General features: G+C 72.7%; 24 protein-coding genes, 1 tRNA gene and 1 pseudogene. 16 read left to right on the plus strand and 10 right to left on the minus strand.

The features are described from left to right. The first annotated feature begins 65 nt into the window (after positions 1-65). The 9 genes from ACIGW2_RS26470 (at position 66) to ACIGW2_RS26510 (ending at position 10555) form a co-directional block, all read left to right on the plus strand. Positions 66-1799, plus strand: coding sequence for an IucA/IucC family protein (locus tag ACIGW2_RS26470; protein WP_399846529.1), 1734 nt, complete (start codon positions 66-68; stop codon positions 1797-1799). Continuing rightward, complete coding sequence (locus tag ACIGW2_RS26475; RefSeq protein WP_399846422.1) at positions 1796-3139, plus strand: MFS transporter; 1344 nt, start codon at positions 1796-1798, stop codon at positions 3137-3139. Before ACIGW2_RS26470 ends, ACIGW2_RS26475 begins: the two co-directional genes overlap by 4 nt. Then, entirely contained in the window at positions 3139-4884 is a 1746-nt protein-coding gene (locus tag ACIGW2_RS26480; protein WP_399846424.1) for an IucA/IucC family protein, read from the plus strand. Before ACIGW2_RS26475 ends, ACIGW2_RS26480 begins: the two co-directional genes overlap by 1 nt. After that, complete coding sequence (locus tag ACIGW2_RS26485; protein WP_399846427.1) at positions 4881-6083, plus strand: type III PLP-dependent enzyme; 1203 nt, start codon at positions 4881-4883, stop codon at positions 6081-6083. The genes ACIGW2_RS26480 and ACIGW2_RS26485 overlap by 4 nt, the downstream gene beginning before the upstream one ends. Positions 6084-6563: 480 nt before the next feature. Further along, positions 6564-8558 (plus strand): sensor histidine kinase, encoded by a 1995-nt coding sequence (locus tag ACIGW2_RS26490; protein WP_399846429.1) that lies wholly within the window; start codon positions 6564-6566, stop codon positions 8556-8558. Positions 8559-8564: 6 nt separating this feature from the next. Further along, a complete protein-coding gene (locus ACIGW2_RS26495) occupies positions 8565-8999 on the plus strand; it encodes a roadblock/LC7 domain-containing protein (RefSeq protein WP_356074772.1) in 435 nt (144 codons plus the stop codon). Then, positions 8996-9373 carry a DUF742 domain-containing protein gene (locus ACIGW2_RS26500; protein WP_356074775.1) on the plus strand — a complete coding sequence of 126 codons (378 nt, stop codon included), beginning with the start codon at positions 8996-8998 and terminating at the stop codon, positions 9371-9373. Before ACIGW2_RS26495 ends, ACIGW2_RS26500 begins: the two co-directional genes overlap by 4 nt. Next, positions 9351-9986 carry a GTP-binding protein gene (locus tag ACIGW2_RS26505; RefSeq protein WP_399846433.1) on the plus strand — a complete coding sequence of 212 codons (636 nt, stop codon included), beginning with the start codon at positions 9351-9353 and terminating at the stop codon, positions 9984-9986. The genes ACIGW2_RS26500 and ACIGW2_RS26505 overlap by 23 nt, the downstream gene beginning before the upstream one ends. Next, a complete protein-coding gene (locus ACIGW2_RS26510) occupies positions 9983-10555 on the plus strand; it encodes a GAF domain-containing protein (RefSeq protein WP_391656962.1) in 573 nt (190 codons plus the stop codon). The genes ACIGW2_RS26505 and ACIGW2_RS26510 overlap by 4 nt, the downstream gene beginning before the upstream one ends. 93 nt (positions 10556-10648) lie before the next feature. Here ACIGW2_RS26510 and ACIGW2_RS26515 read toward each other — a convergent pair whose 3' ends face one another. The 3 genes from ACIGW2_RS26515 to ACIGW2_RS26525 all read right to left on the minus strand — a co-directional run bounded on the left by ACIGW2_RS26515 (position 10649) and on the right by ACIGW2_RS26525 (position 13758). Further along, positions 10649-11857 carry an acyl-CoA dehydrogenase family protein gene (locus tag ACIGW2_RS26515; RefSeq protein ID WP_391656961.1) on the minus strand — a complete coding sequence of 403 codons (1209 nt, stop codon included), beginning with the start codon at positions 11855-11857 and terminating at the stop codon, positions 10649-10651. Positions 11858-12126: 269 nt separating this feature from the next. Next, the gene (locus ACIGW2_RS26520) at positions 12127-13020 is read right to left on the minus strand and encodes a transketolase family protein (protein ID WP_399846438.1); all 894 of its coding nucleotides are present in this window, start codon (positions 13018-13020) and stop codon (positions 12127-12129) included. A 90-nt stretch (positions 13021-13110) separates the two neighbouring features. Next, positions 13111-13758 carry a transketolase gene (locus ACIGW2_RS26525; RefSeq protein WP_391656970.1) on the minus strand — a complete coding sequence of 216 codons (648 nt, stop codon included), beginning with the start codon at positions 13756-13758 and terminating at the stop codon, positions 13111-13113. A gap of 249 nt (positions 13759-14007) precedes the next feature. On the opposite strand from ACIGW2_RS26525, the gene ACIGW2_RS26530 reads away from it, so the two are divergent. Beyond that, positions 14008-14081: transfer RNA gene (locus tag ACIGW2_RS26530), tRNA-Pro, on the plus strand. A gap of 140 nt (positions 14082-14221) precedes the next feature. On the opposite strand, the gene ACIGW2_RS26535 is transcribed toward ACIGW2_RS26530, so the two are convergent. From ACIGW2_RS26535 to ACIGW2_RS26545, 3 genes are all read right to left on the minus strand, one after another. Next, positions 14222-17161, minus strand: coding sequence for an ABC transporter permease (locus tag ACIGW2_RS26535; RefSeq protein ID WP_399846440.1), 2940 nt, complete (start codon positions 17159-17161; stop codon positions 14222-14224). Beyond that, positions 17161-17898, minus strand: coding sequence for an ABC transporter ATP-binding protein (locus ACIGW2_RS26540; RefSeq protein ID WP_399846443.1), 738 nt, complete (start codon positions 17896-17898; stop codon positions 17161-17163). The genes ACIGW2_RS26535 and ACIGW2_RS26540 overlap by 1 nt, the downstream gene beginning before the upstream one ends. A gap of 205 nt (positions 17899-18103) precedes the next feature. Next, positions 18104-18958, minus strand: coding sequence for a universal stress protein (locus tag ACIGW2_RS26545; protein ID WP_399846445.1), 855 nt, complete (start codon positions 18956-18958; stop codon positions 18104-18106). A gap of 502 nt (positions 18959-19460) precedes the next feature. Here ACIGW2_RS26545 and ACIGW2_RS26550 point away from each other — a divergent pair. Both ACIGW2_RS26550 and ACIGW2_RS26555 read left to right on the plus strand, forming a co-directional pair. Continuing rightward, the gene (locus tag ACIGW2_RS26550; RefSeq protein ID WP_399846447.1) at positions 19461-20375 is read left to right on the plus strand and encodes a universal stress protein; all 915 of its coding nucleotides are present in this window, start codon (positions 19461-19463) and stop codon (positions 20373-20375) included. Next, positions 20375-21070 (plus strand): helix-turn-helix domain-containing protein, encoded by a 696-nt coding sequence (locus ACIGW2_RS26555; protein ID WP_399846449.1) that lies wholly within the window; start codon positions 20375-20377, stop codon positions 21068-21070. The genes ACIGW2_RS26550 and ACIGW2_RS26555 overlap by 1 nt, the downstream gene beginning before the upstream one ends. Positions 21071-21146: 76 nt before the next feature. Here the strand turns inward: ACIGW2_RS26555 and ACIGW2_RS26560 are convergent, their stop codons facing one another. Beyond that, the gene (locus ACIGW2_RS26560; protein WP_399846451.1) at positions 21147-21311 is read right to left on the minus strand and encodes a universal stress protein; all 165 of its coding nucleotides are present in this window, start codon (positions 21309-21311) and stop codon (positions 21147-21149) included. Positions 21312-21658: 347 nt separating this feature from the next. Further along, positions 21659-22381: pseudogene (locus tag ACIGW2_RS26565) on the minus strand (universal stress protein); the annotation flags it as partial. Here ACIGW2_RS26565 and ACIGW2_RS26570 point away from each other — a divergent pair. From ACIGW2_RS26570 to ACIGW2_RS26585, 4 genes are all read left to right on the plus strand, one after another. Next, positions 22338-23258 (plus strand): universal stress protein, encoded by a 921-nt coding sequence (locus ACIGW2_RS26570; protein WP_399846453.1) that lies wholly within the window; start codon positions 22338-22340, stop codon positions 23256-23258. The pseudogene ACIGW2_RS26565 and the gene ACIGW2_RS26570 sit on opposite strands and share 44 nt — an antisense overlap. Before the next feature lie 268 nt (positions 23259-23526). Beyond that, on the plus strand, positions 23527-23976 hold the full coding sequence (locus tag ACIGW2_RS26575; protein ID WP_399846455.1) for an Hsp20/alpha crystallin family protein: 450 nt from the start codon (positions 23527-23529) through the stop codon (positions 23974-23976). 2 nt (positions 23977-23978) lie between these two features. Further along, a complete protein-coding gene (locus tag ACIGW2_RS26580) occupies positions 23979-24482 on the plus strand; it encodes a flavodoxin domain-containing protein (RefSeq protein ID WP_399846457.1) in 504 nt (167 codons plus the stop codon). Positions 24483-24934: 452 nt separating this feature from the next. Then, positions 24935-25276, plus strand: coding sequence for an SDR family oxidoreductase (locus ACIGW2_RS26585; protein ID WP_399846532.1), 342 nt, complete (start codon positions 24935-24937; stop codon positions 25274-25276). Here ACIGW2_RS26585 and ACIGW2_RS26590 read toward each other — a convergent pair. Continuing rightward, positions 25251-25907, minus strand: a complete 657-nt coding sequence (locus ACIGW2_RS26590; protein ID WP_399846459.1) for a CBS domain-containing protein — start codon at positions 25905-25907, stop codon at positions 25251-25253. The genes ACIGW2_RS26585 and ACIGW2_RS26590 overlap by 26 nt on opposite strands. A 10-nt stretch (positions 25908-25917) precedes the next feature. After that, positions 25918-26388: a cyclic nucleotide-binding domain-containing protein gene (locus ACIGW2_RS26595; protein WP_399846461.1), complete on the minus strand. Its 471-nt coding sequence runs from the start codon at positions 26386-26388 to the stop codon at positions 25918-25920. Positions 26389-26430 lie beyond the last annotated feature (42 nt).

Consider the following 26430-nt stretch of genomic DNA (forward strand, 5'->3'; position numbering starts at 1 on the left):
ACGACACCGCTGACCAGGAGAGCGCCGACCGCGCGGCCGCCGACGCGGGCACCGCCGAACGGGAGCTGCTCCTGCGGGTGTTGTCCGCGCTGCTGCGCGAGGACGTCGTCGGCCTGCGCAGCCGCGGCACCCTCGTCCGGCGGGCCGACGGAGCGTGGCTGCGCCGCGCCGGCGAGGACGGCGACGCCCTGCTGCTGCCCGTCGCCGAGGACGGCTTCCAGAGCGCGTACGCGGCCCGGATGCCGCTGCTCGTCCGGGAGTCGGACGGCGCCCCGCTCGCCACGTACGAGGAGATCATCGGCGCGCTCCGGGACCTGGCCGAGCCCGTCGACCGGCCCGGCTTCGACGCCTACGCCGAGGAGTGCCGCCAGACCCTCGCCACCATGCGCCTGCACGAGCGCACCCGCGAGGAGACCGCCGCCCGGCTCACCCGCCTCCACGGCGCCGACCCCGCCCGCTGGACCGGTTACGCGCACGGGCTCGGGTACGACACGCTGGCCGCCCGCCTCGACCACCCCGTGTACCCCACGGCGCGCGGCCGTTCCGGACTCGACGACGACGGAATACGCGCGTACGCCCCCGAGTTCCACCCGCGCTTCGCGCTGCGCTGGGTCGCCGTCCCGCGCGAGGCCGTCACCGTGCCCGGCGGCGCCGGGCGGCTGCCCGCCCGCTGGCCCTCCCCGGCCGACCTCGGACTGCCCGCCCTCGCCCGTACCCACCTGGCGCTGCCCGTCCACCCGCTGACGGCGGGCGCGCCACTGGCCGAGGCGCTGCGCGCCACCGGCCTGCACGAGCACGCCGTCCTCGCCCCGGAGCCGCGTCTGGAGGTCGTGCCGACGCTGTCCATGCGGACCGTCGCCCTGGCCGAGGAACCGTCCCTGCACCTCAAGCTGCCGCTGGCCACCGCGACCCTGGGGCAGCGCAACCGGCGCACCATCAAGCCGGGCACGCTGGTCGACGGCGCCGCCGGACAGCGGCTCCTGCACACCGTGATCGCCCGGGAACCGCGGTTCCGCGAAACGATCCTGCACGCCGACGAGACCGTGTACGCCCACGCCGGCCACGAAATCCTCGCCGCCCTGTGCCGCCGCCACCCGGCCGGACTCGACGACGCCGTCGTCGTCCCCCTCGCCGCGCTCCTGGCCGAGGCCCCCGGAGGCCGGCTTCTGATCGACCACCTCGCGGACCGGTTCCACGAAGGCGACCCGGTCGCCCTGCTCGACGGCCTGCTCACCCTGCTGTTCGACTGGCAGACCACCCTCTTCGGCTACGGCATCGCCCTGGAGTCCCACCAGCAGAACATCTCGCTCGTCCTCGACCGGCGCGCCGACGGCGGCGGCACCCGCCTCCGGCTGCTGCTCAAGGACAACGACGGACCGCGCGTCCACACCCGCCGCCTGACCGACACCCTCGGCGCCGACGCGCCCGACCCGGCCGACTTCGACGACGCCCGCATCTTCGGCGACGACGACCGCCCGGTCGCCGACCTGTTCACCACCATCACCGTCCATCTGTGCGCCGGCGCCTACGCCTTCGGCCTCGCGCGCCACGGACGCGCCCCGCTCACCACGCTCCTCGCGCTGGTACGGGACCGGCTGGCCGAGGCCGTCGAACGGCTCGGCACCGCCCCCGGCGAGCCCGGCGCCGTCCTGCGCGCCCACCTCCTGGACGCGCCGGAACTCCCGGTCAAGGCCATGGTCACCGCCGGCACGCTGCTCACCAAGGAACGCTCCGGCGCCGCCGACATCAACAAGCACTACACCACCGGGCCCAACTACCTGAGGAGGGAAGGACGATGACCGCGACCACCGCCCCGCCGCACAGCGGCCGGGCCGCCCGGGCCACGGCCGAGGCCCCGGCACTCGCCCGGCGCCAGGTGCACGCCGTCGCCGGCTGCTACTTCGTGGCGTCCTTCGCCGCCCTCGGCCTGCCGCCGTTCCTCACCGCGATCCTGCCGGAGCTCGGCGACCCCGCTGCCCGCTGGGCCGGGGTGCTCTACGTCGTCCCCACCGTCTTCGGCGCCGTCGGCGCCCCCTTCTGGGGCCGCCTCGCCGACCGCTACGGCCGCAAGCGGCTGCTGCTGCGCGCCCAGCTCGGACTCGCCGTGTCCTTCCTGCTCGCCGGCTGGGCCGACTCGATCTTCACCTTCACCGCAGCCCTCGTCCTCCAGGGCGTCCTCGGCGGCACGTTCGCCGCGTCCAACGGCTATCTGGGGGCCGCGCTCGAAGGCCCGGCCCTGTCGAAGGCGCTCACCCTCATGCAGGGCGCCGCCCGGGCCGCCCTCGTCTTCGCCCCGATCGTCGTGGGCTCCCTGTCGCCCTGGCTCTCGCCGCACCGGCAGTACGCCCTCTTGGCGGTGCTCCCGCTCACCGCGGCCCTGCTGATCTGCGCCCTGCCCGAGTCGCGCGGCCGGCGGACCGAGCCGCCGAAGGCACAGGACGCGCCCACACCGCGCCCGGACGGCGCCCCGGCACAGGGACCGGCACGGACACAGGGGGAGGCGCAGGAAGCGGCGCCCGCGCCGGAGAAGGAGCCCGCATCCGGGACGGCACCGGACCGGGCCACGTCCCCGGTGACCTCCCTCCGGGCGCTCTACGCCCTGGAGTTCGCCTTCGTCTTCTCCACCGTCATCTCCTTCCCGTACCTCGTCTCGCTCATCGAGGAGCGCCTCCCCGGCACCTCCCCGGCGGTCTCCGGCGTCCTGTTCGCCCTGCCGCACCTGTGTTACCTGGTCACGGCCATGGCGGTGCACAAGGGCTTCCACGCCCGCCCCCGGCTCGGTCTCGCCCTCGGCTTCCTCTGCATCGCGCTCGGTCTCGCCGGACACGGCGCGGCCGGCTCGCTCGCCGCCCTCACCGCCGTGCGCCTGGTGCTCGGTGCCGGGCTCACCCTCGGGCTCGTCTGCCTCTCCGTGCTGGCCGCGGACTGCTGCAGGGGCCGGGCGCCCGGCGGCATGTTCGGCTCGCTGGAGTTCTTCTCGAAGGCAGGTGCCGTGGCGGCCGGCGTCGTCGCCGCCGTCGGCAACGACTTCTTCGGACCGGCCGCCCCGGTCCTCACGGGAACCGCCGTGGCCCTGGCCACGATCGTCCCCGCCGCCCTCCCCCTCGTGAACCCCCTCCGCACTCGCTGGAGCCGTTGATGTCGCTGCCCCGAGTCCAGGGCGCTGCCCGCCGCCCCACCACCGCGCCCGCCGAACTGCCCGACGCCGACACCGTGGTGGCACACACCCTCCTCAACTGCCTGCTGCGCGAGGTCTCCGGACCCGAGCACCAGACCGCCGCGAGCGACGGCCACCTGCTGCTGCGTCTGCCGCGCCGCGGCGTGCTGCTGCGGGTCGCGCTGCGCCGCAGGTCGCTGCTCGGCGCGCACCGCTTCGCCGGCCCGGTCCAGGAGCAGCACGACGGCGGCTGGCACCGCGTCGACTGGCGCGTGCTCGCCGAACTCGTCCAGGACGAGCTGTCCTTGCGCACCGGGGCGCGCAACGACGAGTTCCTCGACCAGATCGCCTCCAGCCACCAGGCCGTCACGGCGGCGCTCGCCGCCCGTACGCCCGGCACCGGCGCGGCGGACCCCTACCTCGCCTCCGAGCAGTCGCTGTGCTTCGGCCACCGCTTCCACCCCACGCCCAAGGCCCGCAGCGGCGACACCGCCTCCTGGCGCGCGTACGCGCCCGAGCTGGGCGCCGCCTTCGCCCTGCGCCACCTGGCCGTACGGGAACACCTGATCATCGAGGAGACCGCCCACCCGGCCGCCGCCGCACCCCTCGACCGGCTCGCCGACGGCGTGCCGGAGGGCTACCGGCTGCTGCCCGCGCACCCCTGGCAGTACGAGATGCTCAGCACCCACCCCGGGCTGCGCGCCGCCCTCGACCGGGGCGACGTCCTGGACCTCGGCCCCGGCGGCACCCCCTTCGCCGCCACGGCCTCCGTGCGCACCCTCTACGACGGCGACACCTTCCTCAAGTTCAGCCTGAACGTGCGCATCACCAACTGCCTGCGCAAGAACGCCAGTTACGAACTCTCCGGCGCCGTGGCCCTGACCGCGCTGCTCGGTGGGGTCCTGGACGAGCTCGCCGAACGCTTCCCCGGCAGCGCCATGCTCCGCGAACCGGCCTACCGCAGCCTCGCCCTGCCCGGCCCCGACGGCGCACCCGACCGCGCCCTGCTCGAAGGCCTCGGCGTGATCGTCCGCGAAGGGCTCGCCGCCCGGCTGCTGCCCGGCACCACGCCGCTGCTCGCCGCCGCCGTCGCCGACGAGTACCCGAGCGGCCCCGGACACGTCTCCCGGCTCCTGGCCGGCGCGGCTCCCGCGACCGCCCTGGAGTGGTGGGCCGCCTATCTGAAGCTCCTCGTCCCGCCCGTCCTCGCCGCCTACTTCGACCACGGCCTGGTCCTGGAGCCGCACCTGCAGAACGTGGTGGTCTGCGTCGACGAGGACGGGATGCCCGCCCAGGTGCTCTTCCGCGACCTGGAGGGCACCAAGCTGGTGCCCGAGCACCACGCCGACACCCTCGGCGCGCTGCCCCCCGAGGTGGCCGGCCCCCTGACGTACGACGCGGAGCGCGGCTGGGACCGGGTCGCGTACTGCCTCTTCGTCAACCACGTCGCCGAGGTGCTGGCCGCCCTCGCCGACCTGCACCCGGAGACCGAGCCCGCGCTGTGGGCGCTGGTCCGCGACACCCTCCAGGGGTACGCCGACCGCCACGGCCGCCCGCCCCGGCTCGCCGCGCTCCTCGCCGGCGTGCCGCTGCCCGCCAAGGCCAACCTGCTCACCCGCTGGGAGCGCAAGGCCGACCGCGAGGCCGGCTACGTCCGCCTGCCCTCCCCGCTCGCCGAGGACGTGCTGTCCGAGGCCGCCGACCACTCGTGGAGCCACACCCGATGACCGCGCCCACCCGCGCCGTGCGCGAGCTCGTGCTCGGCCTGCCCTCCGACGGCCTGCCCGCCTACGTCTACGACCTGGCCGCGCTGCGCGAGCACGCCGCCGCCGTACGCGCCGAACTGTCCGGGCGCGTCGAGCTCTACTACGCCGCCAAGGCCAACCCCGAGCCGGAACTGCTCGCCGCGCTCTCGCCGTACGTCGACGGCTTCGAGGTCTCCTCCGGCGGCGAGCTCGCCCATGTCGGCCGGGCCGTCCCCGGCCGGCCGCTCGCCTTCGGCGGCCCCGGCAAGACCCCGGACGAGATCGCCACGGCCCTGGACCTCGGCGTGGCGCGCTTCCACGTCGAGAGCCTCCACGAACTGCGCGTGCTCGCGGACCTGGCGGCCCGCCGGGCCGCCGACCCGCCCGTCGGCGTCCTGCTGCGCTTCAACCTGCCGCTCTCCGCCGCCTCCCTCGCGGGCAGCTCCCTCGCCATGGGCGGCCGGCCGACCCCGTTCGGCCTGGATCCCTCCGACGCCGACACGGCCGTCGCCCTGCTCACCGGCGGCACCCTGCCCCGGCTGCGGCTGCTCGGCGTCCACGCCCACCTGGCCAGCGGCCTGGAGGCCGAGGAGCAGACCGGCGTCGCCGAGTCCGTCGTCGCCTGGGCCGTCGCCCTCGCCGGACGGCACCGGGTCCCGCTCGCCGAGGTCAACGTCGGCGGCGGCATGCACGTCGACTACGGCACCCCCGAGCGCCGCTTCGACTGGTCCGCCTACGGCAAGGGCCTGGCCCGGATCGCCCAGGAGCACCCGGACCTGACCCTGCGCATCGAGCCGGGGCGCGCCCTCACCGCGTACTGCGGCTGGTACGCCACCGAGGTCCTGGACGTGAAGCGCAGCCACGGCGAGGAGTTCGCCGTGGTCCGCGGCGGCACCCACCACCTGCGCACCCCGGCGACCAAGGGCCACGACCAGCCCTGCTCGGTGCTCCCGGTCGAGCACTGGCCCCACCCCTGGCCCCGGCCCGCCGCCGCGGCGGACGCGGTCACCTTCACCGGGCAGCTGTGCACCCCGAAGGACCTCCTGGCCCGGCAGGTGCCCGCGCCGGGGCTCCGGGCGGGGGACCGGGTGGCGTTCGCCCTGGCGGGCGCGTACGCGTGGAACATCTCGCACCACGACTTCCTCATGCACCCCCGGCCCGGATTCCACTTCCTCGGCTGAGCCGGTCGGTCCCGCGCGCGCCCGCGGAGGGCCGAGGGGTTCGGGCGGGGACGCGTAGATCGCGCGGAAAGCGAAGGATGCGACAGCAAATGCGGACCCGTGGCGTCCGCGCCGGTCCGCAGCCGTGCCGACGCCGGACCGGTCCCGGGACACGGCCGGAAACAGCCCCCATCGACCCGGCGCGTCGGCACGTCCCGGGCCGCTCGCGCGGGCCCGGCGGGCGGATTCGGGCCCGCTGCAGCGCGCGCCCGGAACCCGGGGCGATCATTTTCGGCCAAACGTTCCCGGTGGATCGGGACGGGGCGATACCAGACCGGGCCCGTCTACGGGTAAGTTTGCCAACTGCGCACCGGACGTGAACGGTTGACGACTATCGTGGCTGCTCGGTGATCATCGGTAGGCTCATCCCACTCACGTCCCACCTCCCCCGTTGTGCACCCCCGTAGTACGCCGATTCCTGGGCACGTACCAAGGACACTCATGTCTCAACTTCGCGCACCCGCCGCGCGGTCCGAACGCCGCGAGGGCGGGCGCCACGGCCGGACGGGCGCCCGCACGCCCGCCGCACCGACCGGCGCCGGCCCCGCCGCCACCCCGGCACCGTCCCCCGCGCCGCTCCCCGGCGAGGCACGCATCCGCTCCCAACTCCTGCGTACGTCCGTGCTTCCGGCCGTCGCCGTCGCCCTCGGCGGCGCCGCGGCCGTCCTGTTCACGATCCGCTCCACCGGGGCCCAGACCAGCCCCGGCCTGTGGGCCGCGCTCATCGGCGCCGCCGCCCTCACCGTCGCCTCCGTGACCGCCGCCGCGCTCGGCGCCGACCGGGCCGCGAAGGCGATCCTCGACCGGGCCGGCACCCTGCGCCGCACGGCCGTCCGCGGACAGGGAGAACTGCGCACCGTCGTCGAACAGTTGCGCAGGGGTGAGACCCCCGCGCCGCGCGCGGCGCTCCCCGCCGGAACCCCCTCCGGCGACGAGTTCGACCGCCTGGCCGACGAACTGACGCGCTCTCACGAGGCGGCCGTGGACGCCGTGGTGCAGGCCTCGCAGCTCTCCAGCAGCGTCGGCAACGAGCAGAAGGTCGAGGTCTTCGTGAACCTCGCCCGGCGCCTGCAGTCCCTCGTCCACCGCGAGATCCAGCTGCTCGACGAACTGGAGAACGAGGTGGAGGACCCGGAGCTGCTCAAGGGCCTGTTCCACGTCGACCACCTCGCCACCCGCATCCGCCGGCACGCCGAGAACCTCGCCGTCCTCGGCGGCGCCATCGCCCGCCGGCAGTGGTCCAACCCGGTCACCATGACCGAGGTGCTGCGCTCCTCCATCGCCGAGGTCGAGCAGTACCCGCGGGTCAAGCTGGTCCCGCCGATCGACGGCACCCTGCGCGGCCACGCCGTGGCCGACGTCATCCACCTGCTCGCCGAACTGGTCGAGAACGCCACCCTGTTCTCCGCCCCGCACACCACCGTGCTGATGCGCGCCCAGTACGTCACCGCCGGTCTCGCCATCGAGGTCGAGGACCGCGGCCTCGGCATGCCGGTGGCCGAGCAGGAGAAGATGAACGCGCTGCTCTCCGACCCCGACCAGGTCAACGTGGCGCACCTGCTCCAGGACGGGCGCATCGGCCTCTTCGTGGTCTCCGCGCTCGCCCGCCGGCACGGCATCGCCGTGCGCCTGCAGTCCAACATCTACGGCGGCGTGCAGGCCGTCCTCGTCCTGCCGCAGGGCCTCCTCGGTCCCGACCCCGAGGGCCTGGCCCGCGGCGAGGCCGACCGCGCCCAGGTCGCCCAGGCGCAGGCCGCGCAGGTCCAGGCCGCCCAGGCCCAGACCCCGGCGCAGCCCCAGGTCGGCTCCGCGCAGCACCAGCCCCAGCACCAGCCCCAGGGGCACCCCCGGCCCCAGGCCCAGCCGCTGCCCCGGCCCCAGGTCCCGGCCCAGTCCCCGGCGCCGGCCCCGGCCCACGCCGGTCTCCCCGGTGACCACCCGACGGCCCCGCTGATCATGGACCGGTCCGCCCTCGGCGTCCCCGCCCAGGCCCCGGCACCCCACGCCCAGGCACCCCACGCCCAGGCACCCCACGCCCAGGCCCCGCAGCCCACCGCGGCGCCCGCGCCCGTCCCCGTCACGGCCGCGTCGGCCCCTCCGCAGCAGCCGCACCCGGCGGCCCCGCGGATCCCGGCCGCCCAGGCCCCCCACTCCGCGCCCGCCGTGCCCCCGCGGACCGCGCACCCCGCCCCGGCGCCCGAGGTCCCCCCGGCCCCGCGCTCCGGAGCACCGGGCAGGCCCGACCTCCCCAAGCGACGCGCCCAGGAGCACCTCGTACCGCAACTGCGCGAGGAGCCCACGGCCCGTCAGCAGGACGAGCCCGCCCTGCACGACCCGGGTCTGATGGCCGCGTTCCAGCGCGGCATCGGACTCGCCGAATCCCAGCCCGCCCCCCGTGAATCGCTGCGTCCCCCCGGCGACGCGCACAAGGAGTAGATGTACATGGCGAGCAATGCGCCGCACGGCCATTCCTCGGATCTCGACTGGCTTCTGAGTGGGCTGGTCCAGCGGGTCCCCTACACCCGCAACGCCGTACTGCTCTCCTCCGACGGCCTCGTGAAGTCCGTGCACGGCCTCGACCCCGACGCGGCCGACCACATGGCCGCGCTGGCCTCCGGGCTCTACTCGCTCGGCCGCAGCGCCGGCGCCCGGTTCGGCGACGGCGGAGAGGTCCGCCAGGTCGTCGTCGAACTCGACTCGACCCTGCTCTTCGTCTCCACCGCCGGCTCCGGCACCTGTCTCGCGGTGCTCGCCGGCCGCGAGGCCGACGCCGCCGTCCTCGGCTACGAGATGGCGATGCTCGTCAAGAGCGTGCGGCCGTATCTGGTCACCCCGGCCAGGCAGGCCGCCGGCACGGCGGGCAGTGCGGCCCAGTGACCGTCGGGTCCCACCAGGAAGGGCCCTGGCTCGACGACGCGGCCGGCCGGCTGATACGTCCGTACACCGTCAGCGGCGGCCGGACCCAGCCGACCGCCGCGCTCGACCTGCTCTCGATGGTGATGGCGACCGGCACCCGGCCGCAGGCGCACCTGGGCCCCGAGCACACCCTGGCCCTCGGCCTGTGCGAAGGGCCCACCTCGGTGGCGGAGATCGCGGCGCACTTACGGCTGCCGGCCGTCGTCACCAAGGTCCTCCTCTCCGACCTCGTGGACTGCGGGGCGCTCACCGCCCGCGCCCCGCGCTTCCACGCCAATCCAACCGACCGTTCCTTGCTGGAGGCAGTGCTCGATGGCCTACGACAACGGCTCTGAGCGCCACGACCGAGGTCCCGAAGGCTTCGCGGGCGATCCCTTCCCCACCGCCCTGAAGATCCTGGTGGCGGGCGGCTTCGGGGTCGGCAAGACCACCTTCGTGGGCGCGGTCAGCGAGATCGAGCCGCTCAGCACGGAGGAGCTGCTCACCTCGGTCAGCGCGGCCACCGACAGCCTGGAGGGCGTGGAGTCCAAGACCACCACCACGGTCGCCATGGACTTCGGGCGCATCACGCTCGACGGGCGCAACGTGCTGTACCTGTTCGGCACACCAGGCCAGGAGCGCTTCTGGTTCATGTGGGACGAGCTCTCCGAGGGCGCCCTCGGAGCGGTCGTCCTGGCCGACACCCGCCGGCTCGAGGACTGCTTCTCCGCGGTCGACTTCTTCGAGCGGCGGGGCATCGGATTCGTCGTGGCGGTCAACGAGTTCGACGGCGCCTACCGCTACGAACCGGAGGAGGTGCGGGCGGCCCTCGACCTCAAGCCCGAGGTCCCGGTCGTGCTCTGCGACGCCCGCATCTCCAGTTCCGCCATCCGCACCCTGCTGACCCTCGTCCAGCACCTGCTCACCAACATCCCGGCCGCCGCGCCCACTTACGGAGCCCCGACATGACCTACGACCCGACCGGTCATCTGCTGCTCACCCCGATCGACCAGGAGGCCCCCGCCCGGGTGCGCCGTCTGCGCGAGCTGGGTCTCGGCGAGCAGCCCGACCCGGCCTTCGACGACTTCGCCCACCGGCTCGCGGAGGTGACCGGGGCGCCGTACTCGATGGTCAACTTCATCGACGAGAACCGGCAGTTCTTCGCCGGCCTGCACACCCCGGCCGGCACCCACACGGGCACCGACCTCGGCGCGACCGCCGCCGCCGGAGGCGGGGTGGGCCGCTTCATGGCCCGTGACCACGGCTACTGCCCGCACGTGGTGGTGCGCCGCAAGGCGCTCGTCCTGGAGGACGTCTGCGACTACCCGCGCTTCGCGGGCAACCCGGTGGTGGACGAGATCGGCATCCGCTCGTACATGGGCGCGCCGCTCATCGACCGCACCGGGGTCGCGCTCGGCACCATCTGCGTCGTGGACACGGACGTGCGACCGTGGGGCCGGGCCGGTCTGGAGACCATCAAGGCGATGGCGGCGGAGCTGGTGGAGCAGATCCACCGCCGCGAGGACGGGCTGCTCTGACGGTCCGCCCGGCGGGCCCGTGCGCGCGGGTGCCCCGGATGCCGGCTCTCGGCCGGTGTCCGGGGCACCGTCGCGTCCGCCGGGCGTGGCCGGTCAGGCGTGCGCCGGCTCCAGCGGCTGGGTACGGACCACCTCGGAGAGGCGCTCCGACCAGCTGCCCTTGTCCGTGCCGAGGGCGACCTCGGCGAGCCGGAGGAGCTGGATGTCGGAGGTGCCGGCGGGCGCGAAGATGTGGTGCGCGTCGCGCAGGTAGCGCTCGATCGGACGGTCGGTGAAGAGGCCGGCGGCGGCGTGGATCTCCATCGCGTTGCGCCCGGAGTCCAGCGCCGACTCGACGTTGACCAGCTTGGCGTTCATCAGCTCGGTGTCGCAGGAGAGGCCCTGGTCGAGCAGGTGCACCGCGTGGTAGGCGGCGAGCCGGGCGGTCATCAGCCGGGACTGCATCTGGCCCAGCTTCAGCTTCACCGTGGGGAGTTCGGCGAGCGGCTTGCCGTAGCGGATGCGCTCGGTGGCGAAGCGGGTGGTCTCCTCCAGGATCGCCTGGTGGATGCCGAGCGAGACGGCGGTGAGGTTGGCACGGCCGTAGAGCACGCTGGAGGAGTACGCGACGGAGAGGCCGTCGCCCTCGTCGCCGAGCCGGTTGGCGGCGGGCACCCGGCAGTTCTCGAAGATGAGCTCGCCGAAGCTGAAGCCGTGGAGGCCCATCGCGGGCTGCTGCGGTCCGGTGCGGAAGCCGGGGCGGTCGGACTCGACCAGGAAGGCGGTGAGCCCCCGGGAGCCGGGACCGGTGCGGACGACCACGCCGTGCAGGTCGCCGACGTGGCTGTTGCCGACGTAGACCTTGCGGCCGTTGAGGATGTAGTCGTCGCCGTCCCGGACCGCGGTGGTCTCCATGCCGAGGACGTGTCCGCCGGACTCGTACTCGGTGACGGCGATGGTCGGCAGGCACTCGCCGGCGGCGATGGCCGGAAGCCAGGTCTTGCGCTGCTCGTCGCTGCCGAAGTGCACGATCTTGGCGGTGCCCAGCTGCGAGGCCTGCACCATGGCGCCCATCGCGCCGCTGACCCGGGCCAGCTCCTCGATGATGATGGTCTTGGCGAGGTGGCCGGCGTTCATGCCGCCGTGCTCGTGGCCGATCGTCGCTCCGATCCAGCCCTGCTCGGCGATCATCCGCGACAGTTCGTGGTGGACCGTGCGGGACGCCTCCATCTCCGGTATCCGTGGCCTGACCTCACGCTCCGCGAAGTCCCGCACCTTCTCGCGGAGCTGATGATGCAGCCGGCTGCTGAAGTAGCCGTCCATAGGAGTCCTCCCAGCGAAACGCCTGCCCGTCGAGTGATCCGAACAGGTGGAACATCGGCAGTGATCCCGTCCCGAGCAGGCCGACCACTTCATGGTGTTGATCTTTCCTGGGTGGATCAATATCGACACCAAGTTTGTCCGAAACCGGAACGGTTGACGTTCGTTTCTGACTGTGTTTCGCGGGGTCTTGGCCTGTGCATGCCCCATCGCAGGGTGTTGCGCAAGGTCATCTTTCTGCCACATGCCCATGGCATGGGACCGGCCGCGGGTCACCCCAGGAAGGAGGTGATCCGGGACCGCAGGCCCGCCGGGTCGAGGCCCTGCCCGGCCAGGTGCTCCTCCACCGTGCCGTAGCGCCGCAGCTCACGCCGTCCGATGCCGAGCCCCAGCACCCGGTGCGGCACCTCGACGAGCGCGTCGTTCGCGGCGGCCGTCGACGTGCCCGCCAGATACGGCTCCACCAGCACCACGTCCGGCCGCGCCGCCGCGACCGCCCGGCGCAGACCGGCGCCGTCGAAGGGACGCACGGTCGTCGCGTACAGCACCGTCACGTCCAGGCCCTCCGTCGCGGCCAGCACCGCGTCCAGCATCGGGCCCACCGCCACGACGACCCCGCGCGCACCCTCGCGCAGCACGGCGAAGCCGCCCCGCCCGACCGGCCGTGCCGAGGCGTTGGCGTGCACCGACAGGCGTACGTACACCGACTCCTCGCTCGCCGCCGCCCGCCGCAACAGGGCCTCCGCCTCGTCCGGATGCCCGGGCACGTGCACGCTCCAGCCGTCCAGCGTGTCCATCAGCGCCACGTCCCCCGGCGCCATGTGCGTGAAGCCGCCGGCCGGCCAGTCGTACGAGCCGCCCGCGCTGACCAGCACCCCGTGCGTGCCCTGGTGCCCGAAGTCCAGCTTCAGCTGCTCGAAGGGCCGCTCCACCAGGAAGGACGCGAAGGTGTGCATGATCGGCCGCAGCCCGGTGAGCGCGATCCCGCCGCCGACGCCGATGAGCAGCTGCTCCCGGATCCCGACGTTGATCGCGCGCTCGGGGTGCCGGGCCAGGGCGGGCCCGAAGCCGTCCCGGCTGATCTCGGCGAGGACGAGCGCGAGGCGCGGGTCCTCGTCGAGCAGACGGGTGGTGGTGGCGATGAAGCGGTCACGCATGGTGTCCATGGCGGAGTTCTCCTGTGTCCGGGGTGGGGCCTTCACGGCGCGGGGTGTTGCCGGCGTGGGATGTTTCGGCGCGGGGCCGGGGGAGCGGGTTCACTGCTTGGGTTCGACCCGGGCGACGACCGCGTGCGGTCGCCCGGGGTGCGGGGCGGTGAAGGCCGCGTACAGTGCCTCGTGGTCCCGCCCGTCGACCGTCTCGGCGGACCACCCGGCCGCCTCGAACCGGGAGGCGATCCCGCCGGGCCAGCCGTAGGTGGCCGAGCTGTTGTCGATCACCAGCGTGTGCAGCTGCTCCAGACCGGCCGGCCCGGCGTAGGCGAGCGCCTCGTGGTTGCTCCCCTCGTCCAGCTCGGCGTCCCCGATCAGCACCCACACCCGCGGCTCGGTCAGCCCCTGCGCCCGCAGCCCCAGCACGGTCCCCACGGCCAGCGGCAGTCCGTGCCCCAGCGACCCGCTGCCGATCTCCACCCCCGGCACGAGCGTCCGGTCGGGGTGGTGCCCGAGCACGGACGCGTACCCGCCGAAGCCGCTCAGCACCTCCTGGTCGAGGAAGCCCTTGTCGGCGAGGACCGCGTAGTACGCCATGGGCCCGTGCCCCTTCGACAGCAGGAACCGGTCCCGCCCCGGGTCCGCGGCCGTCTCCGGCGTCACCCGCAGCACCCGGTCGTAGAGCACCCACAGTGCGTCGAGCGTCGAGGTCGCGGCGGTCGAGTGCTTCTCGTCCCCGGTCATCAGCCCCATGAGCCGCTCCAGCCGGCCGATGTCCCCGCCGCCGCTGCGCGCGCTGCCCCGCGGACTCCTCCGCGTCTTCGTGTACGTCGCGTTCGTCATGCACCACACGGTGCAACCTCAAGTCCACTTGAGGTCAACCCGCCTCCCGGTGCGCTCCCCGCGCCGCCCCGCCCGCAAACCGGTTCGTGACCACCCGGGGAAGTGCGGTATTGTTCTCATGCGCGTTCGGCCGGGGAAAACCCCAGGTCAGACGGGCAACGGGACGTGGCGCAGCTTGGTAGCGCACTTGACTGGGGGTCAAGGGGTCGCAGGTTCAAATCCTGTCGTCCCGACTTGCTTTTGCGCAGGTCGGAGGCCGTATCGGAAGTATTCGATACGGCCTCAAGATCGTTTTTGGGGACCAGTTGGGGACCAACCCGGCTTGACCGCGTCAGCGGGGACCATGATCGCGTTGGGTGGGGGGCCCGGGGAGTCATTCCGCGACACGGACCGCGCGTGCGGGCCGGATGGCGGCGGCGCGGCGGGCCGGGCCCACGGTGGCCAGGAGTGATGCGGCGAAGGTGGCTGCGGCCAGGCCGATGATGCTGCTCCACTCGACGGGGAACCCGCCTTCGAGACCTGCGAAGGCCGCACTGTTGCGGTACATGAGCCAGGTGGTGAGGACGCCCAGCAGGGATCCGAGCACGATTCCCTCCGCGGCGACGAAGGCGCTCTCCGAGAGGAAGGAACGTCGGACGGTCCGTGCCCGGAAGCCGAGGGCCCGCAGGATGCCGATGGTGCGCCGTCGTTCGCGTACGGCCCGGACCATGACCACGCCGAGGCCGGTGATGCCCACGCCGAGGCCCAGCGCGAGGAAGCCCTGCATGAGGCGGAAGAAGGCGGTGCTGGAGTCGAACTGGTGACGGATCTCGGAGGCGATCGGCGTGGCGACCAGGCTGGACGACAACTCCTCGCCCTGGAGTTGGGTCGCCAGGGCGTCGGGGGAGGTCCCGGGGCGGGTGCTGACGAGGGCGGAGGCGTTCTGGGCCTGGTCGTCGAACAGCTCACGCATGCCCCGCTCGCCCATCACCACGGGGTAGGTCGTCGAACTGGCCCCGGTGCCCGGGTAGAAGACCATTCCGTTGCTGAGCACGCCGGCGATGACCTTCTGTTCGCTGCGTCCCGTCCGCGGGTCCGTGACGGTGAGGGTGTCGCCGGGATCGTAGTAGTCACCGGCCGGGCCGCCGGTGCTCCCGAAGAAGCCGTCGATGACGACGAATCGAGGATCCGTGGCGAGTGCCTGCCACACTGCGGGGTCGTCCCCGAGTTCGGGCAGCCGCTCGCGGAAGGTGATGCCGGTGATCGCCCCGTCGGGAACGCCGACGGCGGCGATGTCGAGCGGCTGGCTGCTGCGGTTTCCGGGATCGGTGGCCCGTCCGGAGGCGTTGAGCAGCGGGGCCACGGTGGCGATACCTCCGGCCGACGGACCGCCGCGCAGATCGGCGATCAGCCGATCGCCCGCGACCTGCGGGTTGTAGTCGAGCCGCAGGGAGTAGCCGGCGGTGGCGTCGCCGACGACTCCGTCGACTCCGGCGCGGAGGACCCCGGAGATCTCCGTCAGGAGGACGAGAACGAACACGATCAGCGTGTACATCACCAGGGTCGCACCCGTGCGGAAGCGCTTCGCCAGCGGATAGGCGACTGCGAGCCGCGCCGCGAGTCCCGACTCCGACGGCCGCTCCAGGAGCCGCCGCACAGGGCGGAGAACGGCCTTCTGGTTGTCGCTGACGAGCACGACCGCGGAGAAGGCGGCCAGGGCGCCCTGGATGACGTACACGGACATCGACGGTGTGTCGAAGATCCGGGGCCGTACGACCGGGGCCAGCAGGGTCCAGGCGAGGACGGTCCCCGCCACGAGCGTCGTGACGGCGTGACGGGGGAGGAGGCGCAGCAGCGCCGGGGTGGCGAAGGCCAGGGCGAGCGCCGGCATCAGGTAGGTCGCGTCGGGCTGGCTGCGTGCCACCGCCGGAATCGCCACGAGCGCGCACAGGGCTGCCAGTACGGAGGACACGACGAGCAGTCGGCGGCGCGGCTCCCGCCCGGGTGTCGTGGGAAGGTCGCGGATGGCTGCGATGATGTTGAACCTGCTGATACGGACACTGGTCGCGAGGATCGCGGCGAAGGCGATGAGCAGTCCCATGGCGAGGCCGTTGAGGACGCTGGTGGGCGTGATGGCGAAGGCGATCCGGATGCTGCTGCCGCCGACCGACCAGCCTTGGAAGATCCGTGCGGCCACCACGGCGACACCCCATCCGACGGCCACTCCGATGGCCACGCCCGGCAGCGCCGACAACAGCGCGTAGGCGGCTCCTTCGACGGTGAACGACGCGACCAGGCGGGATCGTTTCATTCCGATCGCCCGGACCATGCCCATCTGGGACTTCCGCTCCTCACCCAGCATGACGAAGATGTTCACCAGCAGCAGCGCGCCCGCGATGATGCTGAAACTGCCGATCATCAGGAACAGTGCGCCGAGGGAGTCGCCGGCCCGCTTGGCATCACGCAGCACGGTGTGCTTGGGCGTCTCGATCGCAGTACGGTCCGCGAGCGGGCCCAGGGCCTGGCGGATGTCCGAGGTGACCTGCGACGTCAGGGCGTCCCCGGCCTCGACACCCCCGCGGTTGGACACGAAGGTCACCGAGCGCGGCTCCGCGCCGACGGCTCGGGCTGCGGCGTCCAGGGTGCCCGGTGCCAGAAAGGCGTCACGATTCAGCCTGCCGCCCAGGCCCACACCGGCGAGGCCCTGCTCCGGCACCACGCGGTCCACTCGGTAGGTGTGCGGGGTGCCGAACAGATAGAGCGTGATCGGCTGCCCGGCTCCCACCCGCAGTGACTGTGCCAGCGGCGCGTTGATCACGACCTCGCCGGGCTTCGGGTCCGGCCCCTCGATCCCTGACTTCCCGCCCGCGACGCCGAAGCCCGATGCCTTGTCGAAGTCCATCTGCCACGCCAGCACCCGCGGTTCGGCGACCGTCCGGCCGTCGGAGCGCGAGACGGCCGACGCCTGGGTGGCCTGCGCGTTCAGCACGCCGTCGACGTCAGCATCGTCCTCAAGGACTGCCAGCCGTTCGGCGACCGTCCGGCCGGCCGGTCCGGGCGGTGCGACGACGCGCTCGTCCACCGGGCCCAGGGTCCGGTACGCCTCCTGGCGTACGGAGAAGTTCAGGGTGTCTCCGACGACAAGGGCGCCGATGATGATGGCCGTACCCAGCACCGATCCGCCGATCACGAGCGCGGCCTCGGTGCGCCGCCGGGCGAGCTGGCGGAAGGCCAGCCGCCGGGACACCGGCTGCCGGACGGCGACCAGTACCAGTGCCGCCAGAGCGAGCGCGAGGACGATGAGCAGCGGGGCCAGCAGGTTCGGATACATCATCAGTCCCGGTGCATGTCGTCGGCCGAGTCCATGGCGAAGGCCGGCTGCCGGCGATCGTCGACCAGCCGCCCGTCGCGCATCCGGATCAGCCGGGGGACGCGGGCGCCGATGGCGCTGTCATGGGTGACCAGGACGATCGTCTGGCCCTCGTCCCGGTTGAGTTCGCACAGCAGGTCCATGACCTGGTCGGCCATCGCGCTGTCGAGGTTGCCGGTCGGCTCGTCGGCCCACACGATGGCCGGCCGTCCGGCGAGGGCACGGGCGATGGTCACCCGCTGCTGCTCACCGCCCGACATCTCGCTCGGGCGGTGCTCGACCCGGTGGCCGAGACCGACCCGTTCGAGCATGGCCAGTGCCCTGTGCCGTGCCTCTCGGGGCCGGGTGCCGACGAGCAGCAGGGGGAGTTCGACGTTCTCCACGGCCGAGAAGACCGGGATGAGGTTGAACGCCTGGAAGACGAAGCCCATGGTGCGGGCGCGGTGCTCTGTGCGGGCGGCATCCGACATCGCGAAGAGGTCGTGGCCGTCGATCTCGACCCGGCCGCCGTCGATGTCGTCGAGCCCGGACAGACAGTTCAACAGGGTGGTCTTGCCGGACCCGGACGGACCCATGACCGCCACGAGCTCCCCACGGCGTACGACGAGATCCAGGTGGTCGAGGGCGGTGACCGCCACCGAGCCGGTCCGGTAGATCTTGCGGACTCCGGTGGCGACCAGGAGGGGTCGGTCGCTGTTCATGCCTTCCATACGAACCCTGGGGTGGACGGGACGGCCACGGCCGACCGGGCCCCAGTGGGGGGACGAACGGCCCCATCCGGACCGGCGAACCCGGCCGGGAACACGCACACCGGAGCACGCAGCACGGCGAGCTCATGTCGTCAGCAGGAGGTCGCCGCAGTGCGGCTCTTGGTCCATCGCGCGGAGCGTCGGAAAGAGCGCCGGTTCACTCGTGGGGCACGAGGGCGACGGGCGCGGGGCTGTGGTGCAGCACGGCGTGGGCCACGCTGCCGATGTGGGCTCCCAGCGCCGAACGCCGTGTGCGCCGGCCTACGACGACCAGGCCGGCGTTCGCGGCCGCCCGCACGAGTTCGAGGCCGGCCGATCCGATCACCACGCGGGCGGTGCCCGTCACGTCCGGGTACTTGGTGCGCCAGGGATCAAGGAGATCATCCAGGGAGCGCTCGATCTCGGGGGCCACGGCCGGTCGGATGTCCGGCACCATGGCAGGACCGAGGCCGGCGTAGAGCGGGAGCTGTTGCGCGTAGATGACACGCACTTCGTTGTGCCGACGGGCGGCCTCCTCGAACGCGAATCCCAGGACAGCGTCCGAGGGCTGGCGCGCGTCGATCCCGACCGTCACGGCTTCGGCCGCCGCGGTCGCGTCGTAGGCTCGTACGAGGACGACGGGCCGTTCGATGGCGCCGGCCACAGTCAGTCCGACCGAGCCGACCAGATAGCCGGCCATCGTGCCCAGCGCACGTGATCCCATGACCAGGAGATCTCCAGCCCCGCCCGCGGCGACGAGACCCGGGATCGGTCCCGAGTCCAGCAGCCTGGTGGTCACCGACAGGCCCGGATGCCGTTCGCGTAGTCGCTTGGCGGTCCTCGCCAGCAGTTCCTCGGCCCACGGCTCCTCGGGGTCTCGCGCCGTGAGCGGGGCGACGGACTCCGGCCACGGTTCCCTCGCATGGACCAGATGGACGCCGGTGCCGCGCAGGACGGCCTCGCCCGCTGCCCACTCGGCGGCGGCGTCCGCCTGCTCCGTGCCGTCGACGCCGACCACGATGCCTTGTGTCATGACCCTCCACCTCCTGGTGAGATGCCATCGTTCTCGTATCCGCGTACGGCCCACTGCCGGCGGCCGTGGAACCCAGCCTCTCCGCGTGGGCCCTCCCGGGAGGAGTGCCGAACGGTCCCCTTCCGGGACCGTTGGCCCCTGTGAGCCCGGCCGGCTCGCCGCCGGGCTGGAGGGCCGCCGAGCCCGGAGGCATCGCGGTGATACGAGACATCGCCGCTCCGCGCTCTCGAGGAAGGACCCGCGTGAGGACGCGGAGCGGCGGACGTCATGCCGCGCACCGCGCCATCAGGATCCGCGAGAAGCGGATGGGTCCTTCCTCCCCTCGCGCTTCCTCCCGTCGTGCCCTGCACACGGGAGGTTCTCCGTGCTTCTTCCGCACCCGGCGCGCCGCGTCGGCAGGGACCGGGTGGGCCGATGCCGGGACCGACCGGCCCTACCGGGCCATCGCTTCCGGTGCGAGCGTGGCAGTGATCCACCCGGCACTCGAAAGGCGGTGGGGACGATGGAATCGCCCGTGGCGGTTGGCCCCCTGGTGGTGGGCGTCGACGGCTCCGAAGCCAGTCTCACGGCCTTGGATTGGGCAGTCGACGAAGCGGTACGGCACGGACACCCCCTGCGCATCGTGCACGCCTCTCTGTGGGAGCGGTATGAGGGCACCGTGCCGGCGTGGTCCACAGACCGGCCCTCGGGTCAGGTCCTCGCGGAGACCATCGTCAGCACGGCTGCGGACCGGGCCCGGCGACGTGCTCCTGGTCTCGTCGTCACCGCGGACGTCCTCGCCGAGGACGCCGCCGGCGCGCTGCTCCGTGAGGGGCAGGACGCCGTGGTCCTCGTCGTCGGGTCACGTGGGCGGGGAGAGCTGGCCGACCTTCTGCTCGGATCCGTCGGCCTCGTCGTGGCCGCCCGGTCCCACGGCCCGGTCGTCGTCGTCCGCGGGGACCGACCTGCGCTGGAAGCGCGCCATCAGCGGATCCTGCTGGGAATCGGCGATCACGACCTGGACGCACCGGCCGTCAGGTTCGCCTTCCGCGAGGCGGCGGTCCGGGACGTGGAACTCGACGTCGTCCGCACATGGCGACGCCCCGCCCCCGAACCGGTCGACCACCCGCTGCTGACGGGTGAGCCCCGCACATACTTCGAACACCGGGCCTCCGAACTCCTCGACAAGGCCCTCGACCCGCTGGTGCGCGAGTTCCCCCAGGTGCGGCTGCGTAGAAGCACCGTCGAGGGCCCCGCGCACCGGGTGCTGACCGACCGCTCCGCCGCCGCCGACCTGCTGGTGGTCGGGGCGCGACGCCAAGGCCGCCTGGTCGGCCTGGAGCTCGGCAGGGTCGCCCATCGCGCGTTGCACCACGCTTCCTGTCCGGTCGCCGTCATCCCCCAGCACCACCACGCCCCCTCCGAGGGAGAGCAGTGATGAACTCCGCTGCCCGGCACCACATGAGCGATCTGGGCCGCCGCGTCGAGGCCAGACGCGCCCGTCTCGGCCTGTCCCGCGAGGAGGTGGCCGCACGGGTGGGGTCCACACGGGGCTACATAGACCTCATTGAGGAGCAACTGCCGTCTCCCAGTATCGAGTTTCTGGTCCGGCTCGCGAACGCCCTGGAGACGACCACTCAGGATCTGACCGGGTACACCGCGGAGTTCGCGCCTGGACGGGGCCAAGCCGCGTATCACGCCCGCATGAACGCGATCGACCAGGAGGAATGCTGGGCGCTGCTCGACGACCACGGTGTCGGCCGCGTTGCCGTCACCGGACGCGACGGGCCTGAGATCTACCCCGTGAACTACCAGGTCGTGGGTAGAGAGCTGCTGTTCATGACCGCGGACGACACGCCGCTCGCGCGGGCGGCCGCTGCCGGCGCGGCCATCGCCTTCGAGGAGGACCACGCGGACGAAGCCTTCAGCCAGGGCTGGAGTGTGCTCATCGTCGGCCCCGCACGCAGAGTGTCGGACCCGGCCACGGCCCATGCTCTCAGAGAAGCCGCGTACTCGACACCGTGGGCCGGCGACGGGCGGGACACCGTCGTCGTGCTCTCACCCCGCCGGGTGACCGGACGCCGCGTCCATGCGCCGGGCGCGCCCGGGAGGTCGTCTGCGCCCGAGCTCTGACGAGCAGGTGACAGGCACTCCTCGGCCCGGGCCCGACGGCCCGGGCCGAGACGTTCCGTCGTCCGCTCATGGGCGCTCACGCCAACGGCACGACAACGACCGGTGCGCGACCGTGGTGGATGACCGCGTGCGCCACATGGCCGAGATGCGGGCCCACGGGAACCCTCCGCGTCCGGCGTCCCACGATGACGAGATCCGCGTCCTGCGATGCCTCGACCAGGTGGTAGGCGGCAGGGCCCATGGCAGCCTGGCCGTGACGTCCACCCCCGGGTACCGCCTCCGCCACGGCTCCAGGAGATCGTCAAGGCCTCCCATAAGACGGTCGCCCAGCTCCTCGCCAAGCCCCGGATCCGCCAAGGTCGCGTAGCCGTACGAGGCGGGCAGCGTCCAACTGTGCTGGAACCGGAGCGGCATACCCGTGCGAGCGGCCTCCGTGAACGCGAACCCGAGCAGGGCCTCGCACGGGTGGTAGATGTCGACACCCGCGATGATGCCGGCGCGGGGCGTCGCCGGTCGCTCACCCTTCGCCCGCACCAGGGCGACCGGCCGCCGGGTGGCTCCGACGACGGCGAGGGACACCGAGCCGATGACGAAGCCGAGGACGGCGCCCGGCCCGCGCGAGCCGAGCACCGCCAGCGCGGCCTCGTTCGCGGCGGCGGTCAGTATCTCGGCCGATCGGCCCTGAGGAGCTTCGGTGAACACCTCCAGGTCGGGATGCTCCTTGCGTGCCACTTCCGCCGCGTCCCGTAGCAAGCTCTGGGCGCGTTCGGCGTGGGCGCGAGAGTACGACGCGGGGATCTCCGGCGCGTTAGGCCACTCGTCCACGTGCACGAGCCGGAGCGGTACTTCACGGAGCACCGCTTCCGTCGCGGCCCAGCGTGCGGCGGCGGCACTTTCCTCTGAGCCGTCGAGACCTACGGTGACCTGGGGCGTCATGACCTTCCTCCTCAGCCGGCTCCGTGCCGCGGCGTCCGAGAACCGGGCGCGATGGACTCCAGACCTCAGGCTGCGGCCCGAGCTGCCCCACGCAGCAGGGGCCGCGCAGGTCTCAGAACGGGGCCGAACGGCCCATCTCCTGGGAGCCCTCCCGGTGCCAGCGTGGGAGATGCCGTTCCCGGGCGTGGCTCCCCGGCCCCCGTGGCGAACTCTCCGGAGGTGGAACCATGAACAGCGAGATCCCCGCCCGACCGGAGCTCGGCGATGTCGTCGTGGGAATCGACGCGTCCCCGGGGTGCCCGGCCGCCTTCGCGGCACGTGACGAGGAGCCATGAGCGACGTCCTGGTCGGCCTCGACCCCCGTGACCTGTCCATCCCGGCCCTCGTCTGGGCCGCCGACGAAGCCGTCCGCAGAGGCGCCCGGCTGCGCCTGCTCGTGGCCGTTCCCCCGGTCCACGACCGGCTCCCGTACGCGGCGGTGGCCCACCAGAGCGCCCTGCGTATCCGAGCCGAGTCCACGCTGGTCAACGCGGAGGACCTCGTACGGGAACTGCACGACGAGCTGTGGACGGCGACGGAGCTCGTCCACGGGGCGCCCGCGACCGTGCTGCGCGACAGGACACCGGGTGCCGCCCTCGCCGTGGTCGGATCCCGTCGCCTCAGCAGCGCCGCCGAGGTCTTCAGCGAGGGCTCCGTGGTCGTCCCGCTGGCGGCACGCGCCGACTGCCCAGTTGTTGTAGTGCGGGAACCGGAGCACACGGCCGTCCACCCGCCGCTGATCGTCGTCGGCGTGGACGGCAGCAGAGACTGCCGGGCCGCCGTCGCCTTCGCAGTGGCGGAGGCGAGCCTGCGGGGGGCACGGCTCAAGGCGGTCTGGGTGTGGCCCCGGCCCCTGCTGTCACATGGCGACGAGAACGAGGGCCTGGCCGAGCGCCGCAGGCTGCTCGCCGAGGCGGTCGCCGGCTGCGGGGAGCGCTGTCCGGACGTCGACGTGGAGCAGGTGGTCGTGCGCGGTCACCCCGTCGAGGAACTCACCGGTGCCTCCCTTGAGGCGCTCGCGCTGGTCGTCGGACGCAGGGGGCGCGGCGGCTACACCGGCATGCGCCTGGGTTCCACGGTCCACGGCCTCTTGCACCACGCCGAGTGCCCCGTGATCACCGTTCCCCTGCCGGCGGTCGGAGGGGCGGACGGGCCCTCCTCCAGGGCCGACCGGTCCCGGCCCCGCACGGACCGACCGGCCCCCACAGGATGACCCGCCCGGCACTGCGGCGCTACTGGCCCCGGGCGGCACGGTGGAAGGGCGAGATCGAGCCGGACCGCCGTCCGGATCTCCGGAGGAGTGAGCACGATGCAGCAGACCCGGATCAGCCGCCGTCCCCAGCAGCCGCGCCGCCCCAGCCCGCTGGATCTCCGGACACCCTCCGGCCGCCGGCTCCCGTACTGAGAGGGCATGAGCACACCGCTCACGACCTTGATCCATTCGCAGGGGCCTCCCGGGCCCGCACATGAGGAGCACAACGATGACCGGAGACAGCGTGGAACGCAGGCACAGCCTCTTCCCCGACTTCAATGACTGGTTCAACCGTGAGTTCCCGGGGCTGCCCGGATGGCGTCCCGCCACAGCCGCGCACTCCATCCCGGTGGAGGTGTCCAGCGGTGACGGTGAGTACGTACTGCGGGCCGAACTGCCCGGCATGGACCCCGATGACGTCACCATCACCGTCGATGACAACCTCATCACGGTGAACGCGGAGCACAGCGAGAGCTCGGAGGACAAGGAGCACTCGGAGTTCCGGTACGGCTCCTTCCGCCGGACCGTACGCCTCCCCGAGGCGATCCCTGCCGACGACGTCGATGCCTCGTACAAGGACGGCATCCTCACCATCCGTGTGCCGATGCCCGAGGAGAAGGCCGAGACCCGTCGGACCATCCCCGTGCGGCGAGCGGACGACACAGCTGGAGAAGAGTAGTCATGAACCCGACACGAGTTCTGGTCGCCTACGGCAGCAAGCACGGTGCTACCGCGGGCATTGCCGACGAGATCGGCCAGACGCTCCGGGCCGACGGCCTCGACGCGGTCGTGCTGCCGGCCGACACGGTCACCGACGTCAGCGGCTACGACGGCGTCGTGCTCGGTGGTGCCCTTTACGCCGGACGCTGGAACGGCAAGGCGAGCCGCTGTGCCCGCCGCAACGCCGACCAGCTTCGCGACCGCCCTCTGTGGCTGTTCAGCAGTGGTCCTGTCGACAGCTCCGCCGAACAGGACGCCATCCCGCCGGCGCCCGGCGTGGCCCGCCGCATGAAGAAGCTCGGCGCACGGGAGCACATCACGTTCGGCGGCGCCGTGACAGCCGAGACACCCGGCCGCATCGCCCGCTCCCTCGTCCGCCACGGTAAGGGCGGGGACTTCCGTAACCCCGCACGAATCCAGGAATGGGCGCATCACATCGGCAGCGAGCTGGGCTCCACGCGCTGAACGGCCCGCCGGGACAATCCGGTGGGCTCTCCCATCCGGAGATGCGACGCGAGCCACCAGGAGGCCTCGGGCCGGGGCGCGGACGAGCTGTGGCGGGCCCGACGGCCTGGTCAGAGGCGGCTGCCACCCGTCTCGGCCACCCGCTCCGTGCCGCCCTGGTCGAGCCGGAAGGGCGGGTAGGCGTTGTCTTCAGGCTCGCGTACGCGGCGACGCGCAGGACCCAGCGGTTCCAGTCCGACGATCAGGGCGAACAGGTCGCGCGGATACCGCTCGGTGAAAGCGAGGGCGAAGGCCGCGATGAGCGCCAGAAGGGTGAGGTCCGCCGGTCCACCAGCCTGCGCGCATACCGCCGGTGAAGAACGCGATGACCAGGTAGTGGGGGATGGCCAGCAGGCCTCGGGGCGTACGTCGCGAGCAAGTGGGGTCTGCGAGGGCTGACGAAGGCCGCCACGCTGGACCTGGCGCGCGACGGCATCCGGGTCTGTTCCATCCACCCCGGTCCGATCAGCACGCCCATGACCGCCGGCATGGACGACTCGATCACCGCAGGCCAGCCCATTCCGCGTTTCGGCACGCCCGCTGAGGTGGCCCGGATGGCGGTGTTCCTGGCTGCCGAGGCGACCTACTCCACGGGTTCGGAGTTCGTGGTCGACGGCGGTGCCACGACCGGCAGCACGATGCTCGTGCCATCGGAGGAACAGCGCACGTGCCGAGCGGCACGGGGCCGGGCTTCTGGGAAGCCCGGCCCTTCATGCGCCGCCCGCACGTCTATGCCTCGACGGCGACGGCGGTGAGCTCGCACCGGACGTCCACCACTCCTTCGACGGCCCGGGCCAGGCGTTCCGCGAGGGGTGCGAGTGCGATGTCGCGGACCTGTCCGGACAGGGTCACGACGCCCGCGTCGACACGGACGTCGACCTGGCGCCCGGACAGCGGGAACACATGCTCGACGACGTCGCGGCGGACCTCGGCGGCAAGGTCGTCGTCGGGGCGGAGGAAGACCTTGAGCAGGTCGGACCGGCTGACGATCCCCTGGATCGTGCCGCCGGCGTCGACGACGGGCAGACGCTTCACATGGTGGGTGGCCATGAGGCGAGCGGCCTGCGGCAGGGAAGCCTCGGGCGCGATGGTGACGGCGGGTGAGGTCATGAGGTCCTTGGCCCGCCGCGAACCGGCCTTGGCCGTGGCGTCGAGTCGGCGCAGCTGTTCGACGAGCCCCAGGCGGTGGTCGTGAAACTCCTCCTTGAGGAGCAGGTCCGCCTCCGAGACGACACCCACGACACGGCCCTCGCCTTCGACGACGGGGACGGCGGTCACCTTCCACCGCTGCATCGTGGTGACGATCTCCTTGAAGTCCGCGCCGGGCAGGACCGCGACGACCTTCTTTGTCATCACGTCGGCGACGGTGAAGGGCTGGGTTGTCATGACTCTCTCCTCACCGGGCGTAGGCCAGGGGCTCCGCGCCGACGCGCGGCATGAGGTCGTCGAGGAGCCGGCTGCGGGCTGCCAGCAGCCGACGTGCCATCGTCGCCGCGACGCACGCGAAGACAGCCTCGCCGATGGAAGGATCCGTCGTGCAGAGTTCGCGTACGGCCTGTGCGTCGAACTCAAGGGCCTGGACCTCTGTGGTCGCGGTGGCACCGAGGTGCCAGTGGTAGGGCGGCATGATCCAGGAGCAGCCGAGGAGCGAGCCGCCCACCAAGGTGTCCACGACGGCGTTGCGGCGCCCGGGGACGTGGGTGTCGAGCTCGACTCTGCCGGTTTCGATGATCCAGAACCGGTCGGCGTGCTGCCGTTCGTGGAAGATGCGGGTGCCTGCGGCGAAGTGGACGGGGCGGGAGTGCTCCAGGAGCCGGTCGCGCGCCTCGGGAGCGAGTTCGTTCAGTAGGGTCCGCGTGGTGGTCATGGTGTCCTCCAGCCCTTCCCTTGCAGACTCCCGTGTGGGGTG

The sequence above is a fragment of the Streptomyces sp. NPDC053541 genome (assembly GCF_044544705.1).
In the GTDB taxonomy this organism is placed as follows: domain Bacteria; phylum Actinomycetota; class Actinomycetes; order Streptomycetales; family Streptomycetaceae; genus Streptomyces.

Bases quoted from the DNA above. Each gene is read 5' to 3' on its own strand.
- ACIGW2_RS26475 (WP_399846422.1), top strand. From the start codon at position 1,796: ATGACCGCGACCACCGCCCCGCCGCACAGCGGCCGGGCCGCCCGGGCC.
- ACIGW2_RS26480 (WP_399846424.1), top strand. From the start codon at position 3,139: ATGTCGCTGCCCCGAGTCCAGGGCGCTGCCCGCCGCCCCACCACCGCG.
- ACIGW2_RS26485 (WP_399846427.1), top strand. From the start codon at position 4,881: ATGACCGCGCCCACCCGCGCCGTGCGCGAGCTCGTGCTCGGCCTGCCC.
- ACIGW2_RS26490 (WP_399846429.1), top strand. From the start codon at position 6,564: ATGTCTCAACTTCGCGCACCCGCCGCGCGGTCCGAACGCCGCGAGGGC.
- ACIGW2_RS26495 (WP_356074772.1), top strand. From the start codon at position 8,565: ATGGCGAGCAATGCGCCGCACGGCCATTCCTCGGATCTCGACTGGCTT.
- ACIGW2_RS26505 (WP_399846433.1), top strand. From the start codon at position 9,351: ATGGCCTACGACAACGGCTCTGAGCGCCACGACCGAGGTCCCGAAGGC.
- ACIGW2_RS26510 (WP_391656962.1), top strand. From the start codon at position 9,983: ATGACCTACGACCCGACCGGTCATCTGCTGCTCACCCCGATCGACCAG.
- ACIGW2_RS26515 (WP_391656961.1), bottom strand. From the start codon at position 11,857: ATGGACGGCTACTTCAGCAGCCGGCTGCATCATCAGCTCCGCGAGAAG.
- ACIGW2_RS26520 (WP_399846438.1), bottom strand. From the start codon at position 13,020: ATGGACACCATGCGTGACCGCTTCATCGCCACCACCACCCGTCTGCTC.
- ACIGW2_RS26525 (WP_391656970.1), bottom strand. From the start codon at position 13,758: ATGGGGCTGATGACCGGGGACGAGAAGCACTCGACCGCCGCGACCTCG.
- ACIGW2_RS26535 (WP_399846440.1), bottom strand. From the start codon at position 17,161: ATGATGTATCCGAACCTGCTGGCCCCGCTGCTCATCGTCCTCGCGCTC.
- ACIGW2_RS26540 (WP_399846443.1), bottom strand. From the start codon at position 17,898: ATGAACAGCGACCGACCCCTCCTGGTCGCCACCGGAGTCCGCAAGATC.
- ACIGW2_RS26545 (WP_399846445.1), bottom strand. From the start codon at position 18,958: ATGACACAAGGCATCGTGGTCGGCGTCGACGGCACGGAGCAGGCGGAC.
- ACIGW2_RS26550 (WP_399846447.1), top strand. From the start codon at position 19,461: ATGGAATCGCCCGTGGCGGTTGGCCCCCTGGTGGTGGGCGTCGACGGC.
- ACIGW2_RS26555 (WP_399846449.1), top strand. From the start codon at position 20,375: ATGAACTCCGCTGCCCGGCACCACATGAGCGATCTGGGCCGCCGCGTC.
- ACIGW2_RS26560 (WP_399846451.1), bottom strand. From the start codon at position 21,311: ATGGGCCCTGCCGCCTACCACCTGGTCGAGGCATCGCAGGACGCGGAT.
- ACIGW2_RS26570 (WP_399846453.1), top strand. From the start codon at position 22,338: ATGAGCGACGTCCTGGTCGGCCTCGACCCCCGTGACCTGTCCATCCCG.
- ACIGW2_RS26575 (WP_399846455.1), top strand. From the start codon at position 23,527: ATGACCGGAGACAGCGTGGAACGCAGGCACAGCCTCTTCCCCGACTTC.
- ACIGW2_RS26580 (WP_399846457.1), top strand. From the start codon at position 23,979: ATGAACCCGACACGAGTTCTGGTCGCCTACGGCAGCAAGCACGGTGCT.
- ACIGW2_RS26590 (WP_399846459.1), bottom strand. From the start codon at position 25,907: ATGACAACCCAGCCCTTCACCGTCGCCGACGTGATGACAAAGAAGGTC.
- ACIGW2_RS26595 (WP_399846461.1), bottom strand. From the start codon at position 26,388: ATGACCACCACGCGGACCCTACTGAACGAACTCGCTCCCGAGGCGCGC.